Origin of the sequence: Bhargavaea sp. CC-171006 (assembly GCF_009761675.1) — a bacterium.
In the GTDB taxonomy this organism is placed as follows: domain Bacteria; phylum Bacillota; class Bacilli; order Bacillales_A; family Planococcaceae; genus Bhargavaea; species Bhargavaea changchunensis.
Window position 1 is genome coordinate 129,579 of the sequence record NZ_QUZH01000003.1, and the last position, 16,660, is coordinate 146,238.

Genomic DNA, 16,660 nt, shown 5'->3' on the forward strand with positions numbered 1-16,660 from the left:
TAATCGTGAAACTTTACCTGCAAAAACTCTGAGTACTAAACACCATTCGGGTTTAAGGACAGAGCATTTTCCAATGTTGAATAGGTTGGGATATTCTCAAACGAAAGCCCCAGATGAATGGCTGTTTGAGCAATCTCAGGTCTGATTCCGCATAGGATTGTTTTAACGCCCAATAGCGTTAATGCCTCGGACATTTGGAAGATTTGCTGGGCCACCATTGTATCGATCGTTACGACTCCGGATAAGTCGATATAAAGGCTTTCAAGCCGTTTTTCATTACTTTGCCTTAACGCATTTTCGAGTATGAAATTGGCACGTTCACTATCAATATCGCCAATAAGCGGCAGCAATCCGATATTTTTTGTAATCGTGATGACAGGTGAACTCAACTTCTTTATAAGCTCCCGGTGAGCGTTTAACTTCTTCATTGCGTGTCGGTCATACTCATCGAAAAACCATACAGTAACCTGATCCATCGTGTCTATAATCAGCTTTTCCCACGCCTCTTTATCCTCTGGCGAATACTGATTTTCGTGCGAAGCCCCAAATTCTTCGATTAACTTTAGATATTGATTTCGTGTTCTATAAAATTCACCCAGTATCAGAGTCGAGGAAGTCTCCAGATGTTTTTGATCAGAAGCGACCATAACGATCCAGTCTTCCAACTCTTTTAAAAACTTTTCTTCTGCGATAAAAACGCTAAAGAAAATATGATGGAACTTATTGTTTTGATTTTTAAGGAATGTAAGTTCTTTAGGGTCATTCGTAGTATAGACGCCTCCTGATGAGGCTTTATCCAATCCCTCGTACCATTCCTCTGTTAATTCCGTGGCTTTACAAATGAGAAAATCATAAAGCTGCTGATACTTCGTCAATTTCCCCCGTCCTCCATCCAAGTATTTAGTTTGATCATATTTTGGAAATTCAATTTTTCGTACTGTCAGCATCGGCATTCCAAAAAATCATATCACAAAAAGGCACATATGCCTTCTCCTCTATCCGTCAGAATTATCACGAGTTTTGTGCAACATAAAAAAGCTCGGAGCCTCTCTCCAAGCTTTAATTCCATTCTCTTTTTAAAAGTGATAAAGAATAGTGGTCATAGTATTTTCCTCTATAGAGGTGCTTGTCTCTATAAATGCCTTCATTTTTAAAATTTAGGCCCAATAACAATTTCCATGATCGTTGGTTTTCTACTGCAACATATGCATTAATACGGTTTAGCTTCATGTTGTCAAAACCGCTCCCGATAGCAGCGGTCAATGCCTCTTTCATATATCCCCGGCCCCAAAATTCAGGAGATAAGTCATAACCGATCTCAGCTATATGATTGGTCCGGTCCCATAAATGAAAGCCGCATGTCCCGATCCGTTCGCCGGTTTCCTTCTTAACCAAGACCCATCTGTTGTACCCGGCATTTTCCGGGTCGGAGTAGAAATCCACCAGCTCGGCTGCTTCTTCTCTGCTTGTGAAATTCTCTTCATCGTAAAGATACTCACAAACTTTGTCATCACTGAAATGTTCATAAAGAAATTCTGTATCTTCTTCGCTTACATTTCTCAAGAACAGCCGTTCCGACCCCAAATCGGGAAAGAGTAATGGCTTACTCATGGTTCATCTCCTAAAGGACTACTTGTGCGTGAGATCGGATCCTCACGCCTTTTCTTCTTCCTTATCCTTTTCATCCATGCGCTCCAGAATCTCTCCGTAGCCGCCGGAGCCGTAGTCGAAGCAGCGCCGGACGCGGGAGATGGTGGCGGTGGAGGCGCCGGTTTCGTTTTTGATGTTTTCGTATGTGTAGCCCATTTTCAGCATCCGCGCCACGTTCAGCCGCTGTGAGAGCGACTGGACCTCACTGATCGTCGCGAGGTCATCGAAGAAGCGGTAGCATTCGTCCAGGTCACGCAGTTCGAGGATCGCTTCGAACAGCGCGTCGGTCTGCGGGCCGCGCAGTTTTTCGAGTGCCATGTCGGCACCTCCTTTATCTGTTCAATCAGTTCATACGGATTTAAGGGTGTTGGGTCAACGTATCGGAAATGTCCGGTACAAGATGTATCCACGTCTTTCCCGGTGCGAGGGCAAACGGTTGGTCGCCAGCCATCACTGTCGGAATTCCGTCCCGGAGTTCCCAGGATGCCTGATAGACAAGTCCGCTCCTGAGAACAGCGGCCTTTCCGCCTGCCGCAAGATCAAGGGAACGGCGTCCCTTGTCGTCGATGACCCTGTGAGGGACTTCAAGAATCAGGACATTTGCCAGATGCACCGGCTGATTTTCCGCGGCATCCACGGTCTCTTCCCCTCCGGAAAATCTTGTATACGAGGCAGTAAGAGGATCATAGACATATCGGCTGTTGAAATTCGGGAAGCGGCCGTATGTGATGTCAGCCTCAAGAGACTCTTCGCCTCCGGCCGGTGGTTCCGGATCAAATCGCCAGCCAGGATCTTTCGGGTTGTCCATCCGGATGCCGCTGTCCATGGCTCCCTCAAATACCGCATCACCCGTAATATACGAATTATGAGGGGCTTTCCGGTCTTTGGAACGCAGGAATAAAGTTCCCTCGTACCGGATGCCGTTCAGATGATCCACGGCTCCGGAATCCAGAAGCTCTTTCGCCTCCGGGCTATGGCCGTGGGCGATGAATAATGCGCCGTGCCCGGCGGCCAGATCTATGAAATAGTCGCGGGCACTTCTGATCGGCCCCATTTTCTCGGGAATCTCCGACTGGTAGAGAGCGAGCAGCCTCGTGACCTCGTATTCCGCAAGCATTTCATAGATGACATCGGCCTCCGCCAATCCGGACTGTGGCCGTGCGTCCGGATGATTGTTCAGCGTTGCGAGGACAGGCCGCATGTCCGGCTCTGCCTCCAGTTCAAGACCTGTATATGGTGCGGTGTAAGTGACTTCCGCAATCGCTTCTTCCGGCTTCTCTTCATTGTCGGATTCCGGCTTACCAACTTCGCCTTCCGAACATCCTGCAAGCAGGACCGCGGCGGCAGCCGCCGCGATCCAATTTCTTTTTTTCAAAGTCTGTTCCCCCTATGCTTGAACTCGGTCATCTATGTATATGCGGACCTTGTCCTATCGCATGAGTGCGGGGAACATGACTTTGCCGTTCATGACATCGTAAATGCCTTTTTGCGTGATACGCACATACGGAAGATGGGTAGCCTGGAGGAACAGGAGCGTGTAAACCGCATCACCGTGTTTGTAGCCGCGCGCCTTCAGTTCCTCTTTGAGTTTCTTTTCCTGGGCGATCAGCTGTTCCATCGGGGCTTCCGACAGCACGCCACCGAGCGTAAGCGGCAATTCAGCGATGACTTTGCCGTTTTCCGTCAGCGCCATCCCTCCGCCGATTTCCTTCAGGCGGTCAAATGCGAGTTTCATGTCGGCCATGTTCTTGCCGATCATGATGATGTCGCCCGTGTTGGAGTAGGAAGAGGCAAAGCCGAGAACATCGTCCGCGAAGCCTTTGATGAGCGTGTTCACCCGCCAATTTCCTTCACGGTCGATCAGGATGAGGAAACTCTGATTCTGCCCGGAAGGCAGTTTCTGATCGGACGGGTCGACATCGACGCTGTACGGCTTCGTGATGACGTCGTTCACCATCTGAACCCCGAACGGGAACGAGAATTGGAAGTCGTTTTCATCCAGCTCATACGGCGGGTTGTATGGTTCAAGCCACGACCAGTCGATTTCCGGGAATTCATAAGCGTCTTCCCCGTCCCGCTTCATCCAGACACCTTTTGACAGGACATCCGTCGGCACGGGATTTTCCGGGCTTTCCAGGAAGTTAAGGTTCGCATATCTCCCGGTTGCGATCAGGCCGTGCAGGTTCTCCATATCGTAATAGCGCGCAATATTGTATGTCGCCATCGCATAAGCATCTTCCGGTCTGACCCCGGCATCGAGTGCGGCACGGATGCACTTGTCCATGACACCGTCTTCGTGGAACGACGGCGTCGAGCCGTCGGTCGTCATCATGAGATGATCGAAGATGTCGAGGTTCTTCTCGAGGATTCCCTTCAGCATGTCCGGAAGGTCCGGCCGGATCGATGAATAGCGGAGCGTCACGGCGTAGCCCTGCAGGATGCGCCTTTCCACTTCTTCCGCCGTCATCGCCTCATGGTCGCCGTCCGCACCGAGCAGGCGAAGCCGAGCGAGCGTCCGCTCGGAAGCACCGGGAAGATGCGCTTCGATTTTCATGCCGGCCTGCTTGGCGTTCTGGATCCAATAAAGCATCTGGTCATCGCCCGCAAGAAGCCGCGGCCAGGCGGTGAGCTCGCCGCCCATCAGTACGTCGGGGCGCGCCATCCATTCACCGACCGCCTGTGTCGTGTACAGTTCCTCTTCGCGGTCCATCTGTGTCTGCGAATCAAACCGTGACCACCAGTAAAACGAAAACGGCAAGGCCTTGAGCTGGTCAAGGATTGCAAACGCTTTCCAATTCTCCATCGTCAAAAACAGCACGCTGTTGTCCGAGATGAAGGTCGTCGTCCCCCGCCGGGATGCATAATCCGCGAAAGAGAGGGGATTATATAGCTGATATGGATGCACATGCGGCTCGATATAGCCCGGCACGATTACTTTGCCGGAGGCATCGACCACTTCTGTGCCTTCCATGTTTTTCGGCATGTCCGAACCCGCATAGACGATGCGGTCACCGGAGATCCAGATGTTGCCCGAGATCCATTTTTTCATGATCCCGTGCAGGTATGTAGCATTCGTGATCAGGAGATCCGGTGCACGCCTGCCGTCGATGACCGCGGTGTGGTTTCGGAGTTCCCTGATTTTCCATGGTGCTTGAGCCATCGTCGCTGCCCCCTGACTGTCTATCTGTTACTTTATCTTATCACAGTGTGAAAGTGAAAAAAAGACACACGGCCGAAACCGGGTGTTCGGAAGGAGAAATTAATATGAATCCAAATGATCAAACGATTAACATCGGTACGAAAAGTGCCTATCTGCGAATCAGCTCGGGCCTTGCGATGCTTGCCTGGGGCACCTCGCGCATGGTCCGGGATCCGCGCAGCATGGCCGGCCCGATCCTTGTCCTGTCCGGCGCCTGCAAGACGGCGGAAGGCATCGTCCGCTACTGCCCGTTGAAGGAAATGATGAACGGCGGCATGGACGCCATGATGAAGCCCGAAGTCAGCGGCGGCACGCTGCCATCCGTATCCTCTTCCGGAAACGCAAACGGTTCCGGTGGATCCGGCGGTGCCGATGAGCAGATTCAGGCGTTCATGTACGGAGGCTTTGACGGGGCCGGGTCGGAACAAAATGTTCCATCCGGACAGAATGAATCCGCTTACAAAAACAACGGCGGTTCCAGCCAGTCGGGATCTGGACAAGGCCAGAAAAAAGACCCGATGCAGTCCATCTGACACTCCGCGGACGGGTAGCCGTCCGTTTTTTCTATTTTCTCCCGTCAGCTCCATTCTATCGTATTTTTCTGAATGTTGTAAGTGGAGAAATGAATTCAAGCAGGGTTTTATCCACTTAACGGCATAGGATATCTCACTGCGGAGGGCGACTGCCGCCCCTGGTTTCGTCATTCACCGCTTCGGTTTCGTCATTCCTAGCTTCAGTTTCGTCATTCGGCAGCTTAATTTCGTCATTCGCCCGATTCCAGGGCACGAATGACGAAATTCCCCGCTTCAATGACGAGATTGGACTCGCGAATGACGAAATCAGGTGCCAACCGGCCAGGATTATCAAAAGGAACCGTCACGACGTCCAGAAACTGGATCATCGCGGCGGTTCCTTTTATGCTTCCCGAATGCAATAGGCTTTTGGGTGGCCTCTTCACGGGACGGCTTCTTTCTTATTTTATCGCGCGCTTCCCGATGTCGGATCGGTAGAAGAATCCGTTCCATTCCATCGAGTCAAGCGCGGCGTATGCTTTTTTGCTTGCTTCTTTGAGGCTCTCGCCTTCCGCGGAGACGAGGATGACTCGGCCGCCGTTTCCGGCAAAGCGATCGCCTTCCGCTTTGGTGCCTGCATGGAAGACATCGAGCCCCGCTTCTTCAAGTGATTCGAGCCTTGGCAGAAGCGTCCCTTTCTGTACATCCCCGGGGTAGCCGTCCGCGGCGATGACGACGCCGAGGCGGGCACCTTGTTCCCAAACGGGTTCAATTGGATTGCCGTCCAGCAGGCCGACCAGGAATTCCGCAAGATCGGATTTCAGCTGCGGCAGGACGACCTGGGTTTCGGGGTCGCCAAAGCGGGCATTGAATTCGATCGTTTTCGGGCCATCTCCGGTCAGGATCAGGCCGGCGTAGAGGATGCCGGTGAACGGCGTGCCTTCCGCGTCCATCGCGCGGACGGTCGCTTCGACGATCTGCTCGTGGGCAGCTCGGACCACTTCTTCCGGAAGATGGGGAACCGGAGAATAAGCGCCCATGCCGCCGGTGTTCGGACCCTCATCATTGTCGAACGCGCGCTTATGGTCCTGGGACATCGGCATGGGGAAGATCTTGCCACCATGGACGAACGACATGTAGCTAAACTCTTCCCCGTCGAGGAATTCCTCGATGACGACACGAGCGGACGAGTCGCCGAACTTCCGGCCGCCGATCATGTCGTCTACCGCTCCGAGCGCTTCATCCAGAGTCATCGCGACGACGACACCCTTCCCTGCCGCAAGGCCGTCCGCCTTGATGACGATCGGCGTGCCTTGCTCACGGATATATGCCTTGGCCTGTTCCGCGTCGGTGAACGTCTCATACTTGGCGGTGGGGATGCTGTACTTCTTCATGAGTTCTTTAGCAAATGCCTTCGAGCCTTCCAGTTGGGCCGCTGCTTTGTCCGGTCCGAAGACGCGGAGGCCTTCCGCCTGGAAATGGTCGACGATACCGCCGGCAAGCGGCTGCTCGGGACCGACGAATGTCAGGCCGATGTTGTTTGCTTTCGCGAAGTCGGCGAGCTTGCCGAATTCCATAACGCCTAGCGGGACGACTTCGGCGTCATCCCGCATGCCGTCATTGCCCGGGGCGACGTAGACTTTACTGACGGATGGGGACTTGGCGAACTGGCGGACGAGCGCGTGCTCGCGGCCGCCGCTACCGATGACGAGTACATCCATTTGGGTTCACTCCTTATGAAAACAACCTGCACATCCGGCAGGTTGTTTTCTTTGTTGGTGGTGTTTGCTTCACATTCAGCAACAATCAATCAGTGCTTGAAGTGGCGGATGCCGGTGAATACCATTGCGATGCCGTATTCGTCGGCTTTCTTGATGGAATCCTCGTCCTTCTTCGAACCACCCGGCTGGATGATCGCCGTGATGCCGGCTTTGGCCGCCGCTTCGACGGTGTCGTCCATCGGGAAGAAGGCGTCGGATGCGAGGCCTGCGCCTTTCGCGCGGTCGCCTGCCTGCTCGAGCGCGATCTTCGCCGCACCCACACGGTTCATCTGGCCTGCTCCAACGCCGAGCGTACGGTTGGCGTCCGAGACGACAATGGCATTCGACTTCACGTGCTTGACGACTTTCCAGCCAAGCTTCAGCGCTTCCCATTCTTCTTCAGTCGGCTCACGCTTGGTTGCGACTTTGATGTCTGCATCCTCAAGCGACGCGGTGTCAGGATTCTGCCTGAGGAGGCCGCCCTCGACTGAGACGGTCGCCCACTCGTCGCGCTTGCCTTCTGCTCCGTCCAATTTCAGGAGGCGGATATTCTTCTTCATGGTGAGGATCTCAAATGCTTCGTCTGTGTAGCCCGGCGCGATGATGATCTCAAGGAAGATGCCGCCCAGTTGTTCGGCTGTCGCCGCATCGACTTCACGGTTCAGCGCAATGATGCCGCCGAAGATCGAGACGGGGTCTGCATCGTATGCTGCCTTGAACGCATCGGAGAGCGTTTCCGCTGTGCCGACGCCGCAAGGGTTCATGTGCTTGACCGCGACCGCTGCCGGGTCGCTGAATTCTCGGACAATGCCGATTGCGGCATCGGCGTCCTGGATGTTGTTGTAGGAGAGTTCCTTCCCGTGAAGCTGTTCCGCGCGGGCGATCGAGAACTCCCCGCCTAGCGGACGGCTGTAGAAGGCCGCCTTCTGATGCGGGTTCTCGCCGTAGCGGAGCGGCTGCTTAAGCTCGTACGTCATCGTGACACTTTCCGGGAATTCCTCGCCTGCCAGATCAGTCAGGTAGCCGGAAATGAGCGCGTCATAAGCTGCTGTATGACGGAACACTTTCGCAGCCAGGCGTCGGCGGGTTTCAAGTGTGGTCGCTCCGTCATTCTTGAGCTCTTCGAGAACCGCCGGGTAATCCGCAGAGTCGACGAGCACCGTGAGATACGCATGGTTTTTCGCGGATGCTCGCAGCATCGTCGGGCCGCCGATGTCGATGTTTTCGATCGCGTCTTCGACTGTCACGTCCGGTTTTGAAATCGTCGACTTGAACGGATACAGGTTCACGCAGACGATGTCGATCGGAAGGATGCCGTGTTCCTCCAGTTCGGCCTGGTGGGCCGGGTCATCATGCTTGGCGAGCAGGCCGCCATGGATATACGGATGGAGCGTCTTGACGCGTCCCCCGAGGATTTCCGGGAATCCGGTCACGTCACCGACTGCGGTGACGGCGACGCCATTTTCCTTCAGATGATTCATCGTCCCGCCGGTCGACAGGATTTCATAGCCGAGTTCTTCAAGTTCCTTCGCGAACTCGAGAACACCGGATTTGTCCGATACGCTGAGCAGTGCTCGTTTTTTCACGGTTGGAGCCTCCTTATGTAAATCAGAACGCCGGCTTATTGGGTGCCGGCGGCTGTTGTAAGATCTTTTGATTCAGAAACGAGAGCGGTTCGTCACTTTCGGATGGTGATTCGTCACTTTCAGGCGGGCATTCGTCACTTTCACAGGCCCATTCGTCACTTTCGGGCGCTGATTCGTCACTTTCGCCAAGAACACGCTGAAATTATTCCGTGACCGCGCTCTCCGCCAACACTTTCCGCAGGGCTTCCTTATACAAATCGTGTTCCACCGCGTGGATCGCAGCCTCTGTTTTCTCGCGGTCCCCCGCCACAACGGGGACTTCCCGCTGGAGAATCGCCGGGCCGGTGTCCATGCCCTCGTCGACATAGTGGACGGTGACGCCGGTCACTTCCACGCCGGCGTCCATCGCCTGGCCGATCGCGTCCTTGCCCGGAAATGCCGGGAGGAGCGACGGGTGGATGTTCACGATGCGGTTTGGATAGGCATCAAGCAGCGTCGGGCCGATCAGCCGCATGTACCCCGCAAGGGCGATCCAGTCGACGCCCTCTTCTTGAAGCCTTCCGAGGACGGTGTGCTCGTAGGCGGCTTTGTCCGGGTAGGCTTTCGGATTAAAGGCGACGGACGGGATTCGGAAACGCTCCGCCCGCTCCATCACTTTCGCAAGCGGCTTGTCGGTGACGAGAAGCACGATTTCCGCTTCCAGTTCGCCGTCTGCCGCCGCCTGGGCGATCGCTTCGAAGTTCGAACCGCTTCCGGATGCGAAAACGGCAATGCGAGGTTTCCGGCTCATGCTTCCGGACCTCCCGCAAGCGTGCCGTCATGCTCGCCGTTAAAGCGGACACCAACGCCTGCCACGACACGGCCGATGACCGATGCCTTTTCGCCGTGGGCTTCCGCGATGCGGATTGCTTCTGCCGCTTCGGATTCAGGAAGGGCGACGATAAATCCGATGCCCATATTGAAGACAGAGTACAGGTCGCGGTCGGCAAGCTCGCCTTTTTCCTTCACCATGCGGAATACAGGGAGCACTTCCCACGAGCCGAGGTCGATTTCCGCGGCAAGGCCTTCCGGCAGCATGCGCGGGACGTTTTCGTAGAAGCCGCCGCCCGTCACATGCGCCATTCCGTGGACGTCCAGGCTGCGTGCCATCTCCAGCACCGGCTTGGCGTAGATTTTTGTAGGCGTGAGCAGTGCTTCCGCCGATTTCCCCAGCTCCTCATAGCCCGGAACCGGTTCATCCGCCTTGACTCCAACTTGTTCAAAGACAATCTTCCGGACAAGTGAGTAACCGTTCGAATGGATGCCGCTGGACGCGATGCCGACGAGGACATCACCTTCAGCGACCTTCTCGCCGGTCACAATGTCCTTCTTCTCGGCAGCGCCGACCGCGAATCCTGCGAGGTCGTATTCATCTTCCTCATAGAGTCCGGGCATCTCCGCCGTCTCGCCGCCGATCAGTGCCGCACCGGCCTGGACGCAGCCGTCGGCGACGCCTTTGACGATGGCTTCGACACGTGCCGGCACGGCCTTGCCGAGCGCGACATAGTCGAGGAAATAAAGCGGCTCCGCGCCATGTGCGACGATGTCGTTCACGCACATGGCGACGCAGTCGACACCGATCGTGTCATGCTTGTCCGCCATGAAGGCGACTTTCAGCTTCGTGCCGACGCCGTCCGTCCCCGAGACGAGGACCGGCTGGCTGTAGCCGAGCTCGGACAGGTCGAACATCCCGCCGAATCCGCCGAACGCACCCATAACACCCTTCCGCTCCGTGCGGGCGACATGGGATTTCATCCGTTCGACCGATTCATATCCGGCTTCGATGTTTACGCCGGCCTGTTCATATGCTTTTGACATGCCAGTGGCCTCCTCTTAAACGAGTTCCTTTTCATGCGGCAGTTTCGTGTCCGCGAAAATGTTCGTCGGGTAATTTCCGGTAAAGCATCCGAGGCAGTGGCCCCGGTTCGGGTCTTCATCGTTCCGGCCGACCGCCTCGACCAGTCCTTTCGCCGACAGGAACTGGAGCGAGTCCGCTCCAATCAGTTCACAGATCTCCTCCGTCGTGCGCCCTGTGGCGATCAGTTCGGAGTCGGTGCTGATGTCGACGCCGTAGAAGCACGGGGCGATCAGCGGCGGAGCGCTGATGACGACGTGGATTTCCTTCGCGCCTGCATCACGCAACATTTTGACGATTTTCTTGGAGGTGGTGCCGCGGACAATCGAGTCGTCGACCATGACGACCCGCTTGCCTTCGACCACCTGGCGGACCGGGGACAGCTTCATCTTGACGCCGCGCTCCCGCAGTTCCTGGGACGGCTGGATGAATGTCCGGCCGACATACCGGTTCTTGATCAGCCCCATCTCGTACGGGATGCCGCTTTCCTCTGCAAATCCGATTGCGGCGGAAATGCTGGAGTCCGGCACGCCTGTGACGACGTCCGCATCGATCTTGACTTCCTGGGCCAGCCGCTTGCCGAGGCGCTTCCTGGCCATGTGGATGTTGATGCCGTCGATGTCGGAATCAGGACGGGAGAAATAGATGTATTCCATCGAGCAGATGGCACGGTTTGCCTTTGGCGCGAACCGGTCGCTCCGAATACCCTTGTCATCGATGATGACCAGTTCACCCGGTTCGACTGAACGCACGGTCTCCGCACCGATCAGGTCGAACGCCGATGTCTCGGAGGCGACCACCCACGTCTCCCCGCCGATGCAGCCGAGTGACAGCGGACGCATGCCGTTCGGGTCCTGTGCCACGTAGAGCGCATCTTCGGTCAGGAGGACGAAGGCGAAAGCGCCCTGCAGCTGGGCAAGTGCTTTCTTGAGCCGTTCGTTCTGCGGATAGCTGATGTTCTTTTTGATGAGGTGTGCAAGCACTTCCGTGTCGGATGTCGACTGGAAGATGCTGCCCTGACGCTCAAGATGGCGCTTCAGCTCGGAGGCATTCGTGACGTTGCCGTTGTGGGCAATGGCAAGACTGCCTGTTGTCGAGCGGAAAACGAGGGGCTGGACATTCTCGATGCCTCGCCCGCCATCCGTCGTGTAGCGGACATGCCCGATCGCCGCATGGCCCGGCAACTTATTCAGCCGGTCACCATGGAACACGTCGTTGACGAGCCCCTCCCCTTTTTCAATGAGCAGATGATCGTCATGCACCGTGCAGATTCCGGCCGCTTCCTGCCCCCTGTGCTGGAGGGCATGAAGGCCGTAGTACGCCATCTGGGCCGCATTTTCGTGGCCCCAGATGCCGAACACGCCACATTCTTCATTTAGCCCTCTGAGTTCACTAAGCACGGGATCGCCCCTTTCCAGGCGGATTCAAGCATGGAAACATCCTGACTGATCAGCGGATTGCCGTCAGCGTCACGGATGACCAGGCGGTCCGTTTGAGTAATTTCACCGATCTTCCGGGCATCGGAAGCCAGCTCTTCAAAGCGGGCCGCGTGCTCCGGGCTGACCGTCACGATAAAGCGGGACTGTGTTTCACTGAAGAGCGCGGTGACCGCAGAACCTTCAAGCTTCACATCAGCGCCAAGCCCGGTGCCGAACACCTTCTCGGCAAGCGCCACTGCAACGCCGCCTTCCGCAACGTCATGCGCGGAGCGGACGACGCCTTCACGGATGGCCGCAAGGAGCGCTTCCTGGCGGGAGGCTTCCACATCAAGGTCAATTGCCGGAGCCTTGCCGGAGATCTTGCCGCCGTTCAGCATTTTCTGCAGCTCGGATCCGCCGAATTCGGTCTTGGTCTCGCCAATCAGGTAAACGAAGTCCCCTTCGGCTTTCGCTTCCTGGGTCGTCGTATGTGCAAGGTTCTCCACAAGGCCGACCATGCCGATCGTCGGTGTCGGGTAGACCGGCTTTCCGCCGCGCTCGTTATAGAGCGAGACGTTACCGCTGATGACCGGGGCGTCAAGTGCGAGGCAGGCCGCGCTGATGCCGTCCGCTGACTTTTCAAGCTGCCAGAAGATCTCCGGATTATCCGGGCTGCCGAAGTTCAGGCAGTCCGTGATGGCAAGCGGCTTGCCGCCCGAGCAGACGATGTTCCGCGCCGCTTCCGCGACCGCGATCTTTCCGCCTGTTTCAGGGTCGAGATAAATGTAGCGGGAGTTGCAGTCGGCAGTGATCGCCAAGCCCTTCTCGGTACCGCGTACACGCACGACGGCTGCGTCAGATCCCGGGGCAACTACCGTGTTGGTGCGGGCCTGATGGTCGAACTGGCTGTACACCCATTCCTTCGAAGCGATCGTCGGCTGCTTCAGCAGGGACACGAGTGTATCCGAGAAATCTTCCACTTCCGGCTCCTGCTGCTCCATCTCCTGGAACTCACGGAAGTATTCCGGCTCACGGGACGGCTTGTTGTAGACAGGCGCGTCCTCGGCAAGCGCATCTGCAGAGACTTCAGCGACAACTTCGCCCTTGTGGAGCAGGCGGAGCATTTTGTCATCCGTGACGTGGCCGATCGAGACCGCTTCAAGATCGTATTTGGCGAAGAGGTCGATGACTTCCTGCTCACGGCCTTTCTGCACGACGATCAGCATCCGCTCCTGGGATTCGGAAAGCATCATTTCGTATGCGGTCATGTCCTCATCACGCTGAGGGACAAGGTCCAGGTTCATCTCGATGCCGAAACCTGCCTTCGAAGCCATTTCTGCGGAAGAAGAGGTCAGGCCCGCTGCACCCATGTCCTGGATGCCGATCAGGGCGTCAGACTTCACGAGTTCAAGGCATGCATCCATAAGCAGCTTTTCCGTGAACGGGTCGCCCGCCTGTACCGGAGCACGTTCCTTGCCCGGGTCATCCGAAATTTCTTCTGATGAAGAGGTCGCGCCGTGGATGCCGTCGCGCCCGGTCTTCGCCCCGACATACATGACGGTGTTGCCCACGCCAGCAGCTAAGCCGCGCTGGATGTCTTCGTGATTGAGGAGACCGATTGCCATTGCGTTGACAAGCGGTTTGCCCGCGTACGAAGGGTCGAACTGGATTTCGCCAGCGACAGTCGGGATGCCGATCGTGTTGCCGTAGCCGGCGATTCCTGCGACGGCTTCCTCGAACAGCCAGCGGTCGCGGTCGTTGTCGAGTTCCCCGAAACGGAGCGAGTTCACGGCCGCGATCGGCTGTGCACCCATCGAGAAGACGTCACGCAGAACGCCGCCGACGCCTGTCGCCGCGCCTTCATACGGCTCGATTGCCGACGGGCTGTTGTGAGACTCCATCTTGAAGACGACGGCCTGGTTGTCGCCGATGTCGACGATACCCGCGCCTTCCCCGGGTCCCATGAGAACCTGCGGGCCTTCGGTCGGGAACTTGCGGAGGACAGGCTTGGAGCTTTTGTACGAGCAGTGCTCCGACCACATGCTGGAGAACAGGCCGGTTTCCGTATAGTTCGGCAGGCGGCCGAGAAGCTTGACTGCCATTTCGAACTCTTCCGTCGTCATGCCCATCTGTGCGTAGATCTTCTCATCGCGGATCTGTTCCGCTGTCGGCTCAAGCTTGGTTAGCATGGGATTCCCTCCACTCATTCACGATCGATTTAAATACATTCAGTCCGTCTTCGGAGCCCAGGATGGACTCGGCCGCTCGCTCCGGATGGGGCATCATGCCGAGGACATTGCCCTTTTCGCTGACGAGGCCCGCGATGTCTCCAACGGATCCGTCCGGATTGCCGTCAGAGTAAACAAAGACGATCTGGTTGTTTTCTTTGAGTTGGACATAGGTCTCTTCATCGCAGTAGAAGTTGCCTTCGCCGTGGGCGATCGGGATGTTGAGTTCCTCGCCCTCGGTGTACTCGCTTGTGAATGGCGTACGGTTGTTGACGACCTGGACTTTGACTGTGCGGCAGATGAACTTCTGGTCACGGTTCTTGAGGAATGCGCCCGGCAGAAGGCCCGCTTCCGTCAGAATCTGGAAGCCATTGCCCACGCCGAGGACGGGCTTTCCTTCTTCCGCAGCCCGGATGATTGCTTCCATGACGGGTGTCGTGCGCGCAAGGGCTCCGGCCCGCACGGCGTCGCCGTAGGAAGCGCCGCCCGGTAGGAGGATGGCGTCGTAGCCGGACAGGTCCGTTTCATGGTGATGGACGTATTCCGCTTCTTCTCCAAGGACATCTTTTACGGCATGGTAGAGGTCAAGATCGCAGCTGGATCCCGGAAACTGGATGACGGCGAATTTCATGCCTCTTCAACCTCCAACACTTCGTACCGGTAGTCTTCGACGTTTGTGTTCACGAAGAGCTTTTCACACATTTCCCTGACGGCCGTGTCGAGATCTTGCCCCGTGTCTTCGATGGTCAGTTCGATGTATTTGCCGATGCGGACATCTTTGACGTTGTCATGGCCTTTGGCATGGAGGACGTTGATGGCTGCAGTCCCCTGGGGATCGATTACACTTTCACGGAGCGTCACGTACACATTTGCTTTTTTCATTTTGGTTGGCCTCCCAATTGGTGAGTGTGTGGTGGTTTAGATGAAGTGCGGAGATACTCCGCTCCGGGCTCTTCGCTTTCCGCGGGCGGGCGCCAAGCCTCCTCGGCGTTCCGCCTGCGGGGTCTCGGCTGTCCCGCTTTTCCCGCAGGAGTCTTCGAGCCCTGCGCTGCGTTTAATCAATTTCAAGAAAATGTATTGCCGTCCATCGGGTTACTCCCTGTCAGTCATTCAGTCCGCAACGTTCGAAGATATCGTCGATGCGCTGGAGGTGGTGGTTGTAGTCGAAGGCATCGTCGAGTTCTTCTTTGGTCATTTTTTCGGAGATGACCGGGTCGGATTCGACGAGTCCGCGGAACGGGACCTGTTCTTCCCAGGCCTGCATCGCGAGCGGCTGTACGGTGTCGTAGGCCGCTTCGCGCGCCATGCCCTTGTCGATGAGCGACAGGAGGACGCGCTGGGAATAGATGAGTCCGAGTGTGCGGTCCATGTTGCGCTTCATGTTTTCCGGGAAGACGGTGAGGTTCTTCACGATGTTGCCGAAGCGGTTCAGCATGTAGTTCAGCGTAATCGTCGCATCCGGGATGATGACGCGCTCCGCGCTGGAGTGCGAGATGTCGCGCTCATGCCAGAGGGCTACGTTCTCAAAAGCGGTGACCATGTAGCCGCGCATCAGGCGGGACAGCCCGGTCATGTTTTCTGAGCCGATCGGGTTGCGCTTGTGCGGCATCGCGGAAGAGCCTTTCTGGCCTTTCGCGAAGAATTCCTCGACTTCGCGCGTCTCCGACTTCTGGAGTCCGCGGATCTCGACCGCAAATTTCTCGATCGATGTCGCGATCAGCGCGAGCGTCGAGATGTACTGGGCGTGGCGGTCACGCTGCAGGGTCTGCGTGGAGACCGGTGCCGCTGCGAGACCGAGGTGCTCGCATACATATTCCTCAACGAACGGCGGGATGTTGGCGAATGTACCGACTGCGCCGGACATCTTGCCCGTCTCGATTACGGCAGCTGCCGCTTCGAAACGCTCAAGGTTCCGTTTCATCTCTTCGTACCAGAGGGCCATTTTCAGGCCGAATGTCGTTGGTTCCGCGTGCACGCCGTGCGTGCGGCCCATCATGACGGTGAATTTATGCTCTTTCGCCTTGACGGCGAGGATATCAATGAAGTTGTGAAGGTCTTTCCGGATGATCTCGTTCGCCTGCTTGATGCGGTACGAAAGCGCTGTGTCGACGACGTCGGTCGAAGTCAGGCCGTAGTGGACCCATTTGCGCTCTTCCCCGAGTGTTTCGGATACCGCGCGGGTGAACGCGACGACATCGTGACGGGTCTCGTTTTCGATCTCTTCGATGCGAGCCACATCAAACGAGGCGTTCTCCCTGAGCTTCTTCACGTCTTCCTTCGGGATGTCTCCGAGTTCCGCCCATGCCTCGCAGGCGAGGATTTCGACTTCCAGCCATGCATTGTATTTGTTTTCTTCTGTCCAGACATTGCCCATCTCGGGGCGAGTATAGCGTTCGATCATTCAGGTAATTCC

At 56.4% G+C, this 16,660-nt stretch carries 17 protein-coding genes; 1 reads left to right on the forward strand and 16 read right to left on the reverse strand.

Annotation, left to right across the window (positions count from 1 at the left end; all coding sequences use genetic code 11):
• Positions 1-35 precede the first annotated feature (35 nt).
• The 5 genes from DZC51_RS01020 to DZC51_RS01040 form a co-directional block, all read right to left on the reverse strand.
• A complete protein-coding gene (locus DZC51_RS01020) occupies positions 36-875 on the reverse strand; it encodes an STAS domain-containing protein (protein WP_157293496.1) in 840 nt (279 codons plus the stop codon).
• A 184-nt stretch (positions 876-1,059) separates the two neighbouring features.
• Entirely contained in the window at positions 1,060-1,611 is a 552-nt protein-coding gene (locus DZC51_RS01025; RefSeq protein WP_157293497.1) for a GNAT family N-acetyltransferase, read from the reverse strand.
• Positions 1,612-1,653: 42 nt separating this feature from the next.
• Positions 1,654-1,968 (reverse strand): YerC/YecD family TrpR-related protein, encoded by a 315-nt coding sequence (locus DZC51_RS01030; RefSeq protein WP_008300008.1) that lies wholly within the window; start codon positions 1,966-1,968, stop codon positions 1,654-1,656.
• Between the two features lie 40 nt (positions 1,969-2,008).
• Complete coding sequence (locus tag DZC51_RS01035) at positions 2,009-3,025, reverse strand: DUF3048 domain-containing protein (RefSeq protein ID WP_157293498.1); 1,017 nt, start codon at positions 3,023-3,025, stop codon at positions 2,009-2,011.
• 54 nt (positions 3,026-3,079) lie between these two features.
• Complete coding sequence (locus DZC51_RS01040) at positions 3,080-4,810, reverse strand: adenine deaminase C-terminal domain-containing protein (protein ID WP_157293499.1); 1,731 nt, start codon at positions 4,808-4,810, stop codon at positions 3,080-3,082.
• Positions 4,811-4,914: 104 nt separating this feature from the next.
• Between DZC51_RS01040 and DZC51_RS01045 the strand changes: the two genes are divergently transcribed.
• The gene (locus DZC51_RS01045; protein ID WP_157293500.1) at positions 4,915-5,382 is read left to right on the forward strand and encodes a YgaP family membrane protein; all 468 of its coding nucleotides are present in this window, start codon (positions 4,915-4,917) and stop codon (positions 5,380-5,382) included.
• 230 nt (positions 5,383-5,612) lie between these two features.
• On the opposite strand, the gene DZC51_RS01050 is transcribed toward DZC51_RS01045, so the two are convergent.
• From DZC51_RS01050 to purB, 11 genes are all read right to left on the reverse strand, one after another.
• The gene (locus DZC51_RS01050; protein ID WP_157293501.1) at positions 5,613-5,750 is read right to left on the reverse strand and encodes a hypothetical protein; all 138 of its coding nucleotides are present in this window, start codon (positions 5,748-5,750) and stop codon (positions 5,613-5,615) included.
• A 72-nt stretch (positions 5,751-5,822) separates the two neighbouring features.
• A complete protein-coding gene (gene purD / locus DZC51_RS01055) occupies positions 5,823-7,082 on the reverse strand; it encodes a phosphoribosylamine--glycine ligase (RefSeq protein ID WP_157293502.1) in 1,260 nt (419 codons plus the stop codon).
• Between the two features lie 89 nt (positions 7,083-7,171).
• The gene (gene purH / locus DZC51_RS01060; RefSeq protein WP_157293503.1) at positions 7,172-8,707 is read right to left on the reverse strand and encodes a bifunctional phosphoribosylaminoimidazolecarboxamide formyltransferase/IMP cyclohydrolase; all 1,536 of its coding nucleotides are present in this window, start codon (positions 8,705-8,707) and stop codon (positions 7,172-7,174) included.
• Between the two features lie 72 nt (positions 8,708-8,779).
• A complete protein-coding gene (locus tag DZC51_RS16325) occupies positions 8,780-8,902 on the reverse strand; it encodes a hypothetical protein (protein WP_255448094.1) in 123 nt (40 codons plus the stop codon).
• A 7-nt stretch (positions 8,903-8,909) separates the two neighbouring features.
• The gene (purN, locus tag DZC51_RS01065; protein ID WP_157293504.1) at positions 8,910-9,497 is read right to left on the reverse strand and encodes a phosphoribosylglycinamide formyltransferase; all 588 of its coding nucleotides are present in this window, start codon (positions 9,495-9,497) and stop codon (positions 8,910-8,912) included.
• A complete protein-coding gene (gene purM / locus DZC51_RS01070) occupies positions 9,494-10,564 on the reverse strand; it encodes a phosphoribosylformylglycinamidine cyclo-ligase (protein ID WP_157293505.1) in 1,071 nt (356 codons plus the stop codon). Before purM ends, purN begins: the two co-directional genes overlap by 4 nt.
• 15 nt (positions 10,565-10,579) lie before the next feature.
• Complete coding sequence (gene purF, locus DZC51_RS01075) at positions 10,580-12,001, reverse strand: amidophosphoribosyltransferase (RefSeq protein WP_157293506.1); 1,422 nt, start codon at positions 11,999-12,001, stop codon at positions 10,580-10,582.
• Positions 11,977-14,208, reverse strand: coding sequence for a phosphoribosylformylglycinamidine synthase subunit PurL (purL, locus tag DZC51_RS01080; protein ID WP_157293507.1), 2,232 nt, complete (start codon positions 14,206-14,208; stop codon positions 11,977-11,979). Before purL ends, purF begins: the two co-directional genes overlap by 25 nt.
• A complete protein-coding gene (gene purQ, locus DZC51_RS01085) occupies positions 14,192-14,878 on the reverse strand; it encodes a phosphoribosylformylglycinamidine synthase subunit PurQ (RefSeq protein ID WP_157293508.1) in 687 nt (228 codons plus the stop codon). Before purQ ends, purL begins: the two co-directional genes overlap by 17 nt.
• Complete coding sequence (purS, locus tag DZC51_RS01090) at positions 14,875-15,129, reverse strand: phosphoribosylformylglycinamidine synthase subunit PurS (RefSeq protein WP_063181450.1); 255 nt, start codon at positions 15,127-15,129, stop codon at positions 14,875-14,877. Before purS ends, purQ begins: the two co-directional genes overlap by 4 nt.
• A gap of 220 nt (positions 15,130-15,349) precedes the next feature.
• The gene (gene purB, locus DZC51_RS01095) at positions 15,350-16,648 is read right to left on the reverse strand and encodes an adenylosuccinate lyase (protein WP_157293509.1); all 1,299 of its coding nucleotides are present in this window, start codon (positions 16,646-16,648) and stop codon (positions 15,350-15,352) included.
• Positions 16,649-16,660 lie beyond the last annotated feature (12 nt).